At 46.4% G+C, this 15077-nt stretch carries 14 protein-coding genes; 5 read left to right on the top strand and 9 right to left on the bottom strand.

The window, feature by feature from the left end:
* Window positions 1-153 precede the first annotated feature (153 nt).
* Both L4D19_RS17510 and L4D19_RS17515 read left to right on the top strand, forming a co-directional pair.
* Window positions 154-525 carry a diacylglycerol kinase gene (locus L4D19_RS17510; RefSeq protein ID WP_428453534.1) on the top strand — a complete coding sequence of 124 codons (372 nt, stop codon included), beginning with the start codon at window positions 154-156 and terminating at the stop codon, window positions 523-525.
* A 27-nt stretch (window positions 526-552) separates the two neighbouring features.
* The gene (locus L4D19_RS17515; RefSeq protein ID WP_428453535.1) at window positions 553-2508 is read left to right on the top strand and encodes an LTA synthase family protein; all 1956 of its coding nucleotides are present in this window, start codon (window positions 553-555) and stop codon (window positions 2506-2508) included.
* Between the two features lie 71 nt (window positions 2509-2579).
* Here the strand turns inward: L4D19_RS17515 and L4D19_RS17520 are convergent, their stop codons facing one another.
* Complete coding sequence (locus L4D19_RS17520) at window positions 2580-3266, bottom strand: type 1 glutamine amidotransferase domain-containing protein (RefSeq protein WP_428453536.1); 687 nt, start codon at window positions 3264-3266, stop codon at window positions 2580-2582.
* A gap of 252 nt (window positions 3267-3518) precedes the next feature.
* Here L4D19_RS17520 and L4D19_RS17525 point away from each other — a divergent pair, with 252 nt between their 5' ends.
* From L4D19_RS17525 to L4D19_RS17535, 3 genes are all read left to right on the top strand, one after another.
* The gene (locus L4D19_RS17525; protein ID WP_428453537.1) at window positions 3519-3869 is read left to right on the top strand and encodes a MerR family transcriptional regulator; all 351 of its coding nucleotides are present in this window, start codon (window positions 3519-3521) and stop codon (window positions 3867-3869) included.
* Between the two features lie 346 nt (window positions 3870-4215).
* On the top strand, window positions 4216-5346 hold the full coding sequence (locus L4D19_RS17530; protein ID WP_428453538.1) for an alpha/beta hydrolase family protein: 1131 nt from the start codon (window positions 4216-4218) through the stop codon (window positions 5344-5346).
* A gap of 192 nt (window positions 5347-5538) precedes the next feature.
* Window positions 5539-6114 (top strand): NAD(P)H-dependent oxidoreductase, encoded by a 576-nt coding sequence (locus tag L4D19_RS17535; protein ID WP_428453539.1) that lies wholly within the window; start codon window positions 5539-5541, stop codon window positions 6112-6114.
* An 81-nt stretch (window positions 6115-6195) separates the two neighbouring features.
* Here L4D19_RS17535 and torA read toward each other — a convergent pair whose 3' ends face one another.
* The 8 genes from torA to punC form a co-directional block, all read right to left on the bottom strand.
* A complete protein-coding gene (gene torA / locus L4D19_RS17540; protein WP_428453540.1) occupies window positions 6196-8658 on the bottom strand; it encodes a trimethylamine-N-oxide reductase TorA in 2463 nt (820 codons plus the stop codon).
* A 23-nt stretch (window positions 8659-8681) separates the two neighbouring features.
* Window positions 8682-9866, bottom strand: a complete 1185-nt coding sequence (gene torC / locus L4D19_RS17545) for a pentaheme c-type cytochrome TorC (protein ID WP_428453541.1) — start codon at window positions 9864-9866, stop codon at window positions 8682-8684.
* Window positions 9867-9909: 43 nt separating this feature from the next.
* Window positions 9910-10086 (bottom strand): trimethylamine N-oxide reductase system protein TorE, encoded by a 177-nt coding sequence (gene torE, locus L4D19_RS17550; RefSeq protein WP_160648424.1) that lies wholly within the window; start codon window positions 10084-10086, stop codon window positions 9910-9912.
* Window positions 10087-10655: 569 nt separating this feature from the next.
* A complete protein-coding gene (artM, locus tag L4D19_RS17555) occupies window positions 10656-11327 on the bottom strand; it encodes an arginine ABC transporter permease ArtM (protein ID WP_428453542.1) in 672 nt (223 codons plus the stop codon).
* Window positions 11324-12013, bottom strand: coding sequence for an arginine ABC transporter permease ArtQ (gene artQ / locus L4D19_RS17560; protein ID WP_428453543.1), 690 nt, complete (start codon window positions 12011-12013; stop codon window positions 11324-11326). Before artQ ends, artM begins: the two co-directional genes overlap by 4 nt.
* Before the next feature lies 1 nt (window position 12014).
* Complete coding sequence (locus tag L4D19_RS17565) at window positions 12015-12746, bottom strand: arginine ABC transporter substrate-binding protein (RefSeq protein WP_428453544.1); 732 nt, start codon at window positions 12744-12746, stop codon at window positions 12015-12017.
* A gap of 82 nt (window positions 12747-12828) precedes the next feature.
* Complete coding sequence (artP, locus tag L4D19_RS17570; RefSeq protein ID WP_160648428.1) at window positions 12829-13557, bottom strand: arginine ABC transporter ATP-binding protein ArtP; 729 nt, start codon at window positions 13555-13557, stop codon at window positions 12829-12831.
* A gap of 311 nt (window positions 13558-13868) precedes the next feature.
* On the bottom strand, window positions 13869-15077 hold the full coding sequence (punC, locus tag L4D19_RS17575; RefSeq protein WP_428453545.1) for a purine nucleoside transporter PunC: 1209 nt from the start codon (window positions 15075-15077) through the stop codon (window positions 13869-13871).

Below are 15077 nucleotides of genomic sequence, written 5' to 3' on the forward strand. Positions count from 1 at the left end.
AATATGAAACTGCATGCTTTATTCTGCTTCTATATTTGATACAGGATTAAAGGTTCTGGAATAAATAAGTATATTGCCGGGAACTTTTCACCTATTTTTCACCCCAATAATGCCATTAAGGTATATTTATGACGTGTATTATAAAGGTGTGGTGTGAAAAATAAACAAACAGGGTTTATTCGCCTGATTTACGCAACGAAGTATTCGTGGCTAGGTCTGTGTGCTGCCTGGCATAGCGAGGCAGCATTTCGGCAAGAGCTTGTCGCTTTCTTTATTTTGTCTCCTGTCGCTTTATTACTCCCCGTAACTGGGCTGGAAAAGTTATTGCTAATAGGTTCAGTCGTCGCAGTTATCGTCGTTGAATTACTTAATTCTGCCATCGAGGCTGTTGTTGATCGTATTGGCCCAGAAAAACATGAACTTTCTGGCCAAGCGAAAGATATGGGCTCAGCTGCTGTGCTGCTTACACTTATTATGGCGATATTAACTTGGGTGTATATCGTTTTTTCAAACATGGTTATTTAACACCCGGTTAAATTACAGGATGTAACAATGGCAAATATAGTCAAAAAGCGGCTGGGTGTTATTTACCCAATCGCCGCCGCTTTTTTTATTTTTCTTTTTCTACTTTCTTTATCCCGTCTTGGTTTGAGCTTATGGCAAAGCGATCGGGTTTCGGACACAAATGGTTGGCTTAATATAATTATTAGCGGTATTCGGATAGATATTGCAACACTTAGCTATCTATTGATATTACCCGGATTATTAACATGCATATTTGCTGGTAAGGGCGTTATAGGCAGAGCATGGCTTTTTGTGCTGAGGTTATGGTTAGTCGCGGGGCTATGGCTATTGGTATACATGGAGCTGGCGACACCTTCATTTATCATGGAGTATGATGTCCGTCCTAACCGACTATTTGTTGAGTACTTGATTTACCCGAAAGAAGTGTTCGGCATGCTCTGGAGCGGCTATAAAGTTGAGCTGTTTATCGGCGCTGTTGTCAGCATGGCAACGGTATTATTTGGCTGGAAGCTGACTCGCCATCTGGTATCAGGCCTTGTTTTTCCTCGTTGGTACTGGCGTATCCCTTTAGGGTTTCTGGTTGTTGTACTGGGTGTTATGGGGGCAAGGTCAACTCTTGGCCACCGTCCGCTTAATCCTGCCATGGTTGCCTTTGCAACCGATCCGCTGGTGAATGATTTGGTTTTGAACTCGTCGTATTCAATGGTGTTTGCCGTGAAGCAGATGTCAGCGGAAGATAGCGCGAGCAAGTATTACGATGACATGGATCGTGACGATGTTGTTGAATTTGTCCGCCAGTCTACAGGCCGAGAAAGCAAAGCGTTTTTCTCCGATGACATCCCGACGATGTCCTACCATTCAGCAAGTTATAAAGGGAAGCCGAAAAACCTGGTTATTTTGCTACAGGAGAGCTTAGGGGCTCGGTATGTTGGCGGGTTGGGGGGCATGCCGCTTACACCGAACCTTGATGGCCTGATGCAAGAGGGTTGGAACTTTACCCGAATGTATTCAACAGGTACCCGTTCGATACGTGGAATTGAAGCGGTTATAACCGGTTTTTCGCCGACACCTTCACGTGCCGTGGTTAAACTTGGCAAGAGCCAGACGGATTTCTTTACGATTGCGGGTTTATTACGGAGCAAAGGTTATCATACCCAGTTTATATACGGTGGAGAGAGCCACTTTGATAATATGAAGAGCTTCTTTCTTGGTAACGGCTTTGAGGACATGCAGGACTTTCCGACCTTTGAGAATCCGACTTTTGTTGGTTCTTGGGGGGCGTCTGATGAAGACTTGTACCAAAAAGCTCATGAGCAGTTTACGAAGCTAGCGACTTCAGATAAGCCGTTCTTCAGCTTAGTGTTTACGTCTTCTAACCACAGTCCGTTCGAATATCCGGATGGCCGTATTACGCCGTACAACGAACCGAAACAAACGCGGGAAAATGCGGCGAAATATTCAGACTATGCATTAGGAGAGTTTTTCGAGCAGGCCAAAGAGTCTGACTATTGGAATGATACCGTTTTTGTTGTCGTCGCTGACCACGACTCACGCGCATACGGTAGCCAACTGGTGCCTATAGATAGTTTTCATATTCCAGCTGTCATCGTCGGTAAAGGTATTGAAGCCAAGCAGGATTCGCGTCTGGCCAGTCAGATTGACCTTCCTCCTACGCTGTTGTCTCTAATCGGTATTGATAGCTACAATCCGATGATTGGCCATGACTTGACTCAGGATATTGAGAGCAAGGACTTGCGGGCAATGATGCAGTTCTACAAGAACTTTGCCTGGATGGATGATAATAACAAAGTGGTCATTTTCCAGCCGGATAAAGGACCGAAAGGCTTTGAATACAATAAGGATACCTCTGATCTTATTGAGCAGGTGCAACCGCAAGAGATGGTGAAGATGGCGCATGCCAATGCCCTCTGGGGCAGCCTTGCCTATCAGAATGATTATTATAAGCCTCAGGCTGATAAATAAGCGTTAAGGCAGATAGCAAAGCAGAGTATTCTGCTTTGTTATCAACTCTTCAATTAATTGAGCGCAGCTTTCTAACTGGTTAGCTCTTGCAGTAAATCGCAGACGGCATTTCCGACCCCTTCTGCAGACTGAGGGTTTTGACCTGTTATAAGCCGACCGTCAGTAACGACATTGGCACTCCATGCTGGTTGCTCAATATATTTGGCACCGTTGATAATCAGTTCATCCTGAAGAGAAAATGGAACAACCTTGTTTAGCTGTACCGCCTCTTCCTCAGCATTGCTAAAAGCTGCTACCTGCTTGCCATCAATAAGCAGCGTATCGTCAGACAGTTTGATATTGAGCAAAGCGGCAGGTCCATGGCAAATGGCCGCGACTATTCCACCTTGTTCGTAAATGGTTGCCGCTTTGTCCTGCACGTCAGGATCATCGGGAAAATCCCACATGGTTCCATGACCACCAGCAAAGACAATGGCCTGATAATCAGTTGGGTCGATATCATCAAGCGAAGGGCTATTTTTCAATAGCATGGTTAACTCTGGCGTCGACATAAATCGTACATTCAGCTTGTCTTCTTCGTCCCAGCTACGCGGGTCGACAGGTGCTTCGCCGCCCTGGATCGAAACTATGTCGGCCTGAATTCCTCGATCGACAATGGCATAGTAGGGGTGGGTGAGTTCTGATAGCCAAAAACCGGTTTTCTCGTCTGTTTCACCCATCTGCGAGTGACTGGTCAATACAATTAATGCTTTCGCCATGTTCCAGTTTCCTCTTTCGTTGCTGCGATGCCTCATCGGCGCTATTAAAGAAGTGTATACCTAAAGTAGGTAACTACGAGTTGGTATCTCAGTTACCGTGAAAATATTTTAATGCTCAGATGGTTAGTGAATTTATGGTTCTATCTTGTGATGGAGTTGAAGCTCTTGCTGATGAGATGGATAGCTATATTATTGATTTAAAAAATGATATTACTGCTTCCTGTCGATGTTTGAGCCTAAAAGGAAAAGACTTTGTATATCGGTGAAATAGCCAAGCGGACTGGCGCCTCGCCAAAGGCCATCCGTTTGTACGAAAACATTGGGCTGCTTACCCATGTCCGCCGGGAAGGAAGCTATCGGGTCTACAATGCCGAGGATGTTGAGTTCGTCAAACTTATCAAACAGGCCCAACAGTTAGGGATTAGTTTATCGGAGTTACAGCAGCTGGTGGTGAGCCGCAACACGCTCGACTGGTATGCAGTAATGGAACTACTGGACCATAAGCAGCGTAAGGTTAATGCCGAAATCGAGGCGCTGAAGGAGATGAACAAACAGATATCTATGTATCGGACTGAAATTGAGGAGTGCCTTAAGGACACCTAATCGGCCTAATAGCGAATTGTAAAAAATTTATCGTTTATTACCACTGAGAGGCAAGTTTCTGCACAGGCAAAGAAGTGATAGCCACAAAGATTTGGGGCAAAAAAGCGCATTTGTGTTCAGACGTTGATGATTAATTATGCATATATGGCCAACGTTTTGTGAAATGACCCGAAGACTTACGATGCAAATGATAAGACAGAAAGTAGAAGCGTAAATGCGCTTGCTGCTAGTGGGAACTGCTGTCAAATTCCCTACCAAATTGATGTGTAAGGGAAATGATATGAAGTGGTTTATCCGGCTTAGTGCTGGTTTGGTTTGCATTTTAGTATTGCTGGTGGGAGTTGTTATGTTGTTACCACCTCCGGAGATACCTGAGCCCGAGGGTGAGCATAAAGTTGGAGTAACGGAGTTCGAAGTGCAAGATGGGGGGCGTTTTGTCCATGTGACAGCCTGGTATCCTGCAGTAAATAATGCAGATGGTGAACGGTTACCCTACATGCCAGCCTATTTAGCCGAAGCATTAGGTGAGCAACAGGGTTTTCCCGGAGAGCTGATGACGGATGAACGCCCTACAGAGTCGATTATTGATGCAGAGGTGTTGGCCGGACAACACCCTGTGCTGCTTTTTAACCACGGTTACGGCTCTTTTGCGCAACAAAACTTGACCAATGTGGAGCAGCTGGCCAGTTATGGCTTTGTGGTTCTGGCACTTGGCCATCCTGGCCATAGTCTGATTATGAAGCGTGTTAATGGTGATCTTGTGCCTCAGCAGCAGAGCGTTGCAATTAGTGCTAATGATTTTGATGTCGACATCGCAAACAGTATTTCGACACATATTGAGCGTATACGTCAGAGCCAATCGCTGGTTGAATGGCAGCAAAAAGCGCAACAATATGAGCAAGATATCATGAGTAAGGCGGTGAGTAATTTCCAACCGTGGCTGGAGAACAATCAGTTATTACTGGACGCACTGCCGAGTATTGCCAGTGGCACACAACAAACGCGGTTAACTGGACACCTTGATCTCGACAAACTAGCAGCTTTTGGTCATTCTTTCGGCGGTTCTATAGCATCACATTTGGCAATGAATGATGAGCGTGTGAAAGCGGGTGTTAACCTAGACGGTCAGCATTATTCCTTCTCGCTAAACCCAAATAATGATTCCCCGATTTGTTTCGTCTATACGACTGACACTCAGCTGCAAGGCGTGACTCATGATTATTCCTGGATGGATCAGCAGGTAGCAAAGGCGAATTCAGGAGGTGGTTGTGAGGCCGTGTTTACGGGGGCTGCGCACATGAATTTCAGCATTCTGAACCACCTCCCATATCTAAAATATGCAGGTATTCTTGGCAGCATTGACTCGAAAGTGATGCACAATGCCAGCAATGCTCTGCTGGTTCAATTCTTTGACCAGCATCTGAGGCAAGGTCCCGAGATGATAGCTCCTGCAGGTGTTGAGTTACGGATCTACTGAGGAAGTCACTGACTCTTAAAGACGGATAACGAGGCTCTGAAGGCGTTGAGTGAACGGATATCTCTATATCGTGCTGAAACTGAGTATTGCCTTCAGAGCCTTAAATCATCCATAAACCAATCGTAAAAAGCTTATTGACTCTTCCCCTAGGGACAAGGTTTATGCTGCCCTCAGTTATAGAGGAAGAGCGTTATGAGCCGAAAAATACTGGTAATCAATGGAAATCCGAAGGCAAGCAGTTTTTGCCATGAGTTAACTGAGCAATATGTTTTATCAAGCCAGAATAAGCATCAAGTGAAGGTGCTTTCTCTCAGTGAGTTGACGTTCGAGCTTGACTTGCACCATGGCTATGATGAAATCCAGCCCCTTGAAGCTGATCTGAGCGAATTTCAATCGCTACTGAAATGGGCCGAGCATGTGGTCTTTATTTTGCCGGTGTGGTGGGGAGGAATGCCTGCAAAGTTAAAAGGGCTGATAGACAGGACTTTTTTATCGGGTTTTGCCTTTAAATATCAAGAAGGCAAGATGACTCCAGACAAGCTTCTTAGCGGGCGAAGTGCCGATATTATTCTTACTATGGATACACCGCCTCTTTATTATCGTTGGATTCAGGGTAATCCGGTCTACAAACAACTTAAGAGAACAGTGTTGGAGTTCTGTGGCATCAAAGTCGGATCGCCAACCTATATTGGCCCGGTCATTAGTTCATCTGAGCAACAGCGAGAAAAATGGAGTAAGCAAGTTTTTGCTCTGGCGGCGAAGTTGTAGCTTTCAAAGGTAAAAAGCCCCGAACCACGGTTTCATATGTGGGGCGGGGCTTTATGTCACTTAACAGCTAAGGGCAGAGGCTTAGTGTATTTCGATTGGTCCGCCGAATGACGTCACAGGCGGTACCTCACCGGTGAACTTCTCGAAATCAACCAGACAAGTGTTGGCACTGGTTGCCTGAGCAAGCTCGGATGACGGGATATCCTGAGTCAGGGTGTTCGGATCGCCATAGGTACAAACCGCACCGATTTTCTCGTTAAGCGGACCATACCAGGCACCTTCTTCAATACGGATCACGCCGCGTGCATAGCTGTCGGTGAGTACAGCCCCCGCAAGTAGCTGGCCACGGTCATTAAATACGCGAACGATATCGCCATCTTTAATGCCTTTCTCCGCTGCATCTTTCGGGTTGATGTAAACCGGTTCACGACCTTTCACCGCATAAGTTGCACGGTACTCTTCTGACTCACACATCTGGGAGTGCAGACGTTTGTCAGGGTGACACGACTGCATCCAGAACGGGTGTTTTTCAGAGCCCGGGCCGCCGTGGGAGCGTTCACTTTTCTCGAACCACATTGGGTGGCCCTGACAGTGTTCGTAACCAAAACGGTCGATTTTACGGCTGGAGATCTCGATGAAGCCTGATGGCGTACCTAGTGCATTGATCTCTGGGTCCTCACGGAAATCAGCATGGCGAACCCATGGCTTACCTTCACCAAAATCAAGTACACCTTTTTCCCAGAACTCGTCAAACTCTGGCATGTCGAATGACGCTTTGTTTGCTTCACGACAATCGGCGTATAGCTTGCGTACCCATTCCATCTCGTCCATACCACGGGTGTATTCCTTATGGCGACCGAAACGGCGAGAGAGCTCAGTGAAAATCTCGAAATCAGTCTTAGACTGATACAGTGGATCAACCAGTTTGTGCATGGCAATCAGACCGCGACCACTGTATGAGCCGTAGACATCGATATCGTTACGTTCGAACTGCGTACAGGCCGGTAGTACGATATCTGAGAAGCGGCAGGTAGCCGTCCAGGCGAAGTCTACGGTGACAACCGTTTGCAGCTTCTGGAACGCTTGCTTCATGCGGTTGCGATCCTGATGGTGGTGCCAAGGGTTGTTGCCGCTGATCACCATCATTTTGTAGTCCGGCAGAATCACCTTAGAGCCGTTGTACTTGATCTCTTTACCAGGCTCTAGCAGGCAGTCAACCCAACGTGCAACCGGGATAGTACGGCTGTAGCCATTGAAATCATTGTTGTCCCATTTAGGCTTCTGGCCCTGGTCAACGTTACGCGGGAAACCGCCGGGAGCAGCGAAGCCTGTCGAAGGTACACCGATAGAGCTGTAGTGGTGGCCGTAGGAGACACCACCGCCAGGCAGACCAATCTGGCCCACCATTGCAGCAATAACAGCGCCCATCCAATATGGTTGCTCCCCATGCTCCTGACGTTGGATACACCAGCCAAACAGGATCTGGGTGCGGCCGTTTACCAGCATACGGGCAAATTCACGGATCTTGTCGGCGTCGACACCACAGATCTCAGCTGCCCATTCAGGCGTCTTCTCGATCTTGTCTTTGCTCGTCCCCATGAAGTAAGGCACAAAGTCATCAAAGCCCAGGCAGTAAGTTTTGATGAACTTTTTGTCGTATAGTTCTTCGGTGTACAGGGTGTGCGCCACTGCAAGCATGAATGCCACGTCAGTCTGCGGGTTAATGTACATGTGGTCGTTACCAAGGTAACGCTGAGTTTTGTTCTTAACCGGGTCAACTGAAAGAACGTTGATCTCGCCGTTGGCAACTTTCTCTTTTAGTTTGTCCAGGTAAGCATATGACTCGTGTGTTTCACAGTTCCAGCCAACCTGCAGGTTTTTAACCGGGTCAGTAGCCCAAAGAACGATGTTCTTACTGTGGTCAAGGATCTCCGACCAAGACGTACCCTGTGCATAGACTTCGGTTGAACCAAGTATATAAGGCAGGATCGTCTGTCCGGCACCAGTAGAGTAGTCACCCACTTTGGTAATGAAGTTACCATGCATACCGACAGCACGTTGCATGTGGCTGGTACAGCTGTGGAACTGACCTGTCTGGCGCCAGCCGGTTTGCCCGGCGTGAAGTGCCCAAGGACCATAATCCTTCTGAACTCGCTCTAGCTCGCGGTAGAAAAGATCCAGCGCCTCATCCCAGGTGACACGGATGAAGCGGTTGTTACCACGGGTTTCGCCACTGTATTTGTGCTTTTTCAGCCAGTCAAGGCGAACCATAGGGTAACGGACACGTGATGGGCTATAAATAATGCCCTTAATGCCGTTCATCATATCGGTTGGGTGCTTATCAAGCTCTAATGGTTTGACTTCCTGAACCTTTCCCGCATAGATGTGGGCACGGAAAGCCCCCCAGTGTGAGCCCGACATTTTCCATGTACCGGTGGTTTCCGCGGCAGTTGCCTTGGCTGAAGCCAGTAGGCTAGGGCCAATGACGGAGACGGCACTTGTGGTTGCCAGACCTTTAAGAAAACTTCTTCTGCTAACAGACATACTCAAAATACTCCATCAATCTCTTAGTGGTGGCCGTCAGAAAAATCTGATGAATGTTTTTGTAGATACTTCAGTACCAGCGCCTTGCTATCGGTATCGAAGTTAACGAATGCCATCATGCCGTTGAACATGCCAGGCCAGGTGTTGGCATCAAAGTGTGCCTCATCAGGTTGGGTATGACATACAGAACAGTTCGTTTGGTATGACTGTTTCGCCTGATCCCAGATTGGTTGTACATCATCCAGCAATGCTTCTTTCTTCATCCACAGCTTGGCGGTGACACGCTGCCAAGGCAGACCGGTTAGGTCGTCTTCTTTACGCTCGAACTTCTCGACGATCTGATCGTTGGTGGCCGATTCTTTAAGCAGCGAGGCAACGGCGATGTTCATACCGAAGTCTTCCTGGATAACACGGCCAAAGCCTTTATCTTTACGCCAGCCAGATACTTCAACCTGGATTGCATCGTTAGACTGGTCGATAACTTTGACAGATGACGCCGGGTTTAGCAGGCCAGCTTCTGTTGCCAGACTTTTTTCTTCGTAAAGCGGTAGGTGACGAACACTGATGTATTCTTCGCCAGTGTTGAACTTGGTGTTTGACGCAAGCTGCTCAAGCTGAGAGATCATGCCGCCAGAGCTGTCCATGTTCTTCGGAAGGTTGTGCGCGATACCTTTGTGGCAGTCGATACAGCTCTGGTCACGCTCTGCCGCCTGCTTCATCTGGATACGGGCAGTTGGACGCATGGTTTCAAAATTCATGCTGTCGTAGTTGTGACAGTTTTTACATTCAAGTGACTTGTTGGCAGAGAATCGATCCCATTCATGCTGGGCTAGGGTAATTCGGCGTTCTTCGAATTTTTCACGGGTGTCTAGATCACCAAAAAGTTGGGCGAACACTTCTTTACTAGCCTGCATTTTACGGGCGATTTTTGCTGTCCAGTCATGTGGAACGTGGCAGTCTGGGCAGGTTGCACGAACACCAGAATTGTTTTTCCAGTGAACGGTTTCCTGAAGTTCCTGGTAAACATTGTTTTCCATTGTGTGGCAGCTAATACAAAACTCTTCGGTATTTGTTGCTTCAAGTGCTGTATTAAATCCACCCCAAAAAATGATACCGGCTAAAAAGCCACCGAGGGTTAATACACCAAGACTGATATGGATACTTGGGCGAGACAATGTCTGCCAAGTTTTAGTTAATAGTGATTTCATATCGGGTTCTCTTATTGTTGATTCTGGTTAGTTTCTTGAAGGGTTAGCCGCCGTGACCAGGAGGACCCAGGAAGAAGACCTGCATCATCCATACGAAGAAGCCATATCCACCAACTGTCATAACGCTGAGAACAGGGAAGAGAACGACTGTGATTAAAAAGAAAGTGCGCCACTCAAGCTTTCGCTTGTCTTGGCTCGCTGTGCTTATGCCATTGTTCATAGAGCTACCTGTATATTATTTGTTTAACAAAAAACAAAGRATGAATTTTACAATTCTATTTTTAGGATGATCATAAAATATATTTGCAGCAATTCAATTAGCTTGGCGTTATTAATATATTTAATCGTTATGTTTTTTGATCCTCAACGGAAACATGAATAAGAATAAATTGGTTATGATTCTTTATATTTACTTATTAATAAATGTTAATAGGTAAATAAAATATAATTAGTCTGGGTGGTGTTTATTAATTGTTATTGAGGTGTGGGTTGTGTTGCTTGTGTGTTAATTCTTACTGATTATAAACGGGGTCTATCAGCTTATGATTATGCGTTAATGATATTAGCAATTTACGGGTTATTTCCGATCACCATAAAGAGAGGGGAGATGTGAATCAACTATGAATAAGTGTAAATGTGCATATCAAGATAAAGTGGGTGGTAGCTATGAAGTTAAATAGTAATAAATCTCATTTGGAACTTAATTTCCTAATTGTTTTGCTTTCAAATAAAAAGAAAACCAGCCGCATTTGCGACTGGTTTAATAATAAATTCCAGCGATGAGTTCTATTAACGAGCAGCTTCAAAAGCCAGTGCTTTCTTTTCAACTTGACGAAAGGCTATGGTCAGAAGACCGTTTACCGTCAGGTAAAAAAGTCCGGCAACACTAAATACCACAAGGGTGTCATAGGTTTGGGCATTAATACGCTGGGCATAACCCATGACGTCCATAATGGTGATTGTGCTTGCTAAGGATGTTCCCTTAAACAGCAGGATCACTTCGTTTGAATAGGCTGGAATAGCCCGTCGTATTGCGTAAGGCAAGAGCACACCTAAGGTAGCCTTTCTTCCCATACCCAATGCCTGGCAGGCATGCCATTGGCCGGGTGGAATGGCATTAAAAGCGCCCTTAAATAACTGAGTACTGTATGCTGCTGTATTTAACGCCAGTGCAAGCATTGCACAAAACCAGGGTTGGCTTAGCCAATCCCAGAAGATACTTTCACGAACTGCATCAAATTGTCCCGGCCCATAGTAGATGAGAAAGATCTGTACAAGCAGTGGTGTGCCGGTAAAAAGAGTGATCACACCGCGGCTGAGCCAATGAACAACAGGTGTACGCAGGATCAGCGTTAATGTCATTAACAGTGCTAGCAGACAGCCGACAAACAGAGAAACGGCGGTGAGTTCAATGCTGGTAATAAGGCCTTCAATTAATTGCCAAAGATGCTGTTGGTTCATGCCGTTGCTCCTTGTGCATTGCTCATTCCCTGCGCGCTAAACTTCTTGTCCATTACCTTTACTGCTTTTTGAGTGATCAGGGTGATCACCAGATAAATGGCCGCTGCACAGGCGTACCAGGTAAAACTCTCATGGGTAGCGGCGGCAGTTAACTGGGCTTGCTTCAGGAGATCTGTCACACCAATGAGTGATACCAGCGCGGTATCTTTGAGGAGAACCAGCCATTGGTTGGTTAGCCCCGGCAGAGCATGGCGGATAGCCTGAGGGAGCACTATCCGGATAAATGCCCGAAACTTGCTGATCCCCAGGGCACTGGCGGCTTCACGTTGTCCATTAGGAACCGCTTTTAATGCACCACGCAGTGTTTGCGCGGCATAGGCAGCAAATATCAGCGACAGGGCAATAACGCCGGACAGAAACGGACTGACTTCGACATAATCACCCGTCAGAATGAATAGAACTTGCGTCGAGCCAAAGAAAATGAATAGCACAACCAGTAATTCGGGCAGACCACGCAGAATAGTAACCAGTGCGGTTGTCGGCCACGAGATAAAGCGGTAGCGGGACATTTCGCCACCGGCAAAAAGTACCGCTAAAATAAGTCCTACCAATAAGCTGGCAAAAGCCAGCTGCAATGTCAGCCAGCCAGCTTCTGCCAGGGTAAGCGCATAACCTGATAACGCCATATTACTTACCGAAATACTTGTCGAAGATCACCTGGTATTTACCGTTCGCTTTCACTGTTTTCAACGCGGTGTTTAGTTTATCTACCAGCTCTTGGTTGTTCTTGTTTACGGCGATACCGAAACCGTTACCGAAATACTGTGCATTGGTGACCTGCTCTCCTACGTAGGCAAGCTTATTGTTCTTTTCAAACCACTCAGCAACGACAGCGGTGTCACCAAATACAGAATCAATACGGCCGTTTTGCATATCGATGAATGCATCTTGATAACTTGCATAAGGGACAGCAGTTACACCGTCCATTTGTTCCATCAGGTAGCTCTGGTGGGTTGAGCCGTTCTGGACACCAACACGTTTACCAACTAGTGCTTTCTGGCTGCTAACCTTGCCTTCAATAGCAACGAAAGCCGCAGAGTTCTCGTAGTAGGCGTTAGTAAAGTTGACCTGCTGCAAGCGCTGCTCGGTGATATCAATACCGGAAATGGCTGCATCATAACGACGGAATTTCAGCGCCGGGATCAGGCTGTCAAACGGCTGGTTATGGAAAGAACACGTTGCCTTGATCTCTTCACATAGCGCATTAGCCAGATCGACATCGAAGCCCTGAATCTGGTTGTTTTCATCAACATACTCGAAAGGGGCGTAAGTGGCTTCCATGGCAAACTTGATTTCTTCCTGAGCTGCTGATTGAAATGAAACCAGGCCAATTAGGGAAGCTAGTAGAACTTTTTTCATCGCGATACTCCGTGCGTAACTGTGCTCTGCATCGTTGGCAAGAATGATGCAGGAAATTTGTTAATAAAAATAAAGGGATAAATCAGTGTGTCAGGTATTCGGCAAATTCCGGTGTGGTCGGATTGATGAATGCCTCTTTGCTGCCGTGTTCGACGATTCGACCTTGTTCAAGGTACAAAACATGGCTGGCAATCTTTCGGGCAAAATCGACTTCATGTGTTACCACGACCTGAGTAATACCGGTTTCGCTTAATTGATTGATGATCTTGACGACCTGGTTGGTGATTTCCGGATCCAGTGCAGCTGTTGGTTCATCGAACAATAATACATCTGGCTTCATCATCAGGGCACGAGCGATCGCAACACGTTGTTGCTGACCTCCTGATAGCTGTAACGGCCAGGCATCAGCCTTGTCTTCAAGCTGAAGAGTCGAAAGGATTGCCAGCGCATCAGTTACTGCTGCTTCTTTGCTAATTCCTGCTACTTTGATCGGGGCTTCAATTAAGTTTTCCAGTACCGTCAGGTGAGGCCACAGATTGTATTGTTGAAAAACCATGCCAACCTTGCGGCGCAGTTTCAGTCCTTCTTTCTCTGCGACAGACGCACCGAAATTGAATTGCTCGCTGGCAATATGTAGTTCACCGCTGCTGGCTGTTTCAAGGAGATTCAGGATGCGCAGCAATGAGCTTTTACCGGCACCACTAGGGCCGAGCAATACCAGGGTATCGCCCTTGTCACAACTGAAGTTCACATCATGAAGAACCTGCGTGGGTCCGTAGAATTTATTGATATTGGTTACTTGAATACTCATGCTGACATACTGCATTAATTGTCACTGGTTTTTTATATTACCCAAAGTGGGATCTTATGCAAGAAAAATGTATAAATAATCTTCTGTGTTATACGATTGTTTATTAATTGTTCGATTGTTGGTGTTTTTATCTGATTAAACCAGTCTGTTGCGGGTAGCTTGTTAAACAATGGTGCGAAGGGAAAAAGGAAAGGCTAACTAGGGGTGAGATTTTAGTCATCTTTTGTCTTGTTGGAAAGGGAGCTGAGGCCAGATATAACAAGGCCACCCAGAGGTGGCCAAGAGAGGGGGAACTAATTTGAAATGGGGTTTTATGCAGTTTGCACGTTTTGAAGCGACTGTCTGCGGGCTTGTACAACCAACGCATAACCTGTCAGCGCGACAAATGCAGTCGCAAACATTGTCGAGGTGACAGTAAGCAACCCGTATGCGGAAAGTGCCGATACGATACCACTGGCTGCGAAACACACCATGGTTTGCAGGAAGTTTAGCAGCCCTGCAGCCGTTGCACTGCAGTTCTTAAAGTCTTCCAGTGCTTTACTGATAATGATTGGGTAGATAGCACCATTAGCCACGGCCAGCAGACAGAATGGGACTAAGATAGGCCAAATAGTTGTCGGCTCAGTGTTGACCGAAATCAGGAACATCACAGTAACGCTGGTAATGAACAGCTTCAGGATCCAAGGAAGAAGCTGCTGGCTGTCGAACTTGTTCAGCAATGTGCGGCAGCCATAACCGCCAATAATAAAGGCAACAGTCTGAGGTGCATAACTTAAGCCGATGTCAGAGCCTGAGTAGCCCATCTCTGACATGACAAACGGTGAGCCTGTCAGGTAGGCAAAGAAAGCCGCAGAACAGGCTGCAAAAATCATCATGTTACCAATGAATTTTTTTGAGCTAAGAATTTGCTGGTAATCGCGACGTAGCTGAACGCTGATCTTATCCTGTTTCTTTTCTAAATTGGCGCTTTCAGGTTCTTTTAGTGTCATAACAGACAAAACTGCCCCAAAACCGACTAGTGCGACGAATATGCTGCGCCAGCCAAATTGGTGTTCAAGTAACGCACCGGCGAGCGGAGCAAGAGCAGGAGATAATGCTACAAGAGGCATAATGGTTGCAAATACGCGTTCGGAGACTTTACCTTCGTAGCGATCCACTACTACGGCTTGCCAAATAACTGTTGCACTACAAGCACCTAGCGCCTGTGCAAAACGGGCAACCAGCAAGAACTCGACGTTCGGAGCGAAAGCACAAAGCACGGATGCGATACTGAATAAAATCATTCCTCCCATCAGAACTTTAATACGGCCGACACGATCGGAGAGTGGTCCGTAGATAAGTTGCCCTAAGGCCATGCCAAGTAAGAAAATACTTAATGACAATCCTATAAGTGACTGTGATGTATTGAAATCTGACCGCATTGTTTCAAAAGCAGGCAGGTACATGTCAGTTGCAAGGAAACCCAGCATACTTAGACATGCAAACCAGAATGTGGTGATTTTTGAAGGTTGTTTGTTCAT

It is taken from the genome of Photobacterium kasasachensis (assembly GCF_050336885.1).
Lineage (GTDB): Bacteria > Pseudomonadota > Gammaproteobacteria > Enterobacterales > Vibrionaceae > Photobacterium > Photobacterium kasasachensis.

Bases quoted from the DNA above. Each gene is read 5' to 3' on its own strand.
- L4D19_RS17530 (WP_428453538.1), top strand. From the start codon at position 4,216: ATGTTGTTACCACCTCCGGAGATACCTGAGCCCGAGGGTGAGCATAAA.
- artQ (WP_428453543.1), bottom strand. From the start codon at position 12,013: ATGGCGTTATCAGGTTATGCGCTTACCCTGGCAGAAGCTGGCTGGCTG.
- L4D19_RS17515 (WP_428453535.1), top strand. From the start codon at position 553: ATGGCAAATATAGTCAAAAAGCGGCTGGGTGTTATTTACCCAATCGCC.
- artM (WP_428453542.1), bottom strand. From the start codon at position 11,327: ATGAACCAACAGCATCTTTGGCAATTAATTGAAGGCCTTATTACCAGC.
- artP (WP_160648428.1), bottom strand. From the start codon at position 13,557: ATGAGTATTCAAGTAACCAATATCAATAAATTCTACGGACCCACGCAG.
- L4D19_RS17520 (WP_428453536.1), bottom strand. From the start codon at position 3,266: ATGGCGAAAGCATTAATTGTATTGACCAGTCACTCGCAGATGGGTGAA.
- torC (WP_428453541.1), bottom strand. From the start codon at position 9,866: ATGAAATCACTATTAACTAAAACTTGGCAGACATTGTCTCGCCCAAGT.
- torA (WP_428453540.1), bottom strand. From the start codon at position 8,658: ATGTCTGTTAGCAGAAGAAGTTTTCTTAAAGGTCTGGCAACCACAAGT.
- L4D19_RS17535 (WP_428453539.1), top strand. From the start codon at position 5,539: ATGAGCCGAAAAATACTGGTAATCAATGGAAATCCGAAGGCAAGCAGT.
- punC (WP_428453545.1), bottom strand. From the start codon at position 15,077: ATGAACAAACAACCTTCAAAAATCACCACATTCTGGTTTGCATGTCTA.
- L4D19_RS17565 (WP_428453544.1), bottom strand. From the start codon at position 12,746: ATGAAAAAAGTTCTACTAGCTTCCCTAATTGGCCTGGTTTCATTTCAA.
- torE (WP_160648424.1), bottom strand. From the start codon at position 10,086: ATGAACAATGGCATAAGCACAGCGAGCCAAGACAAGCGAAAGCTTGAG.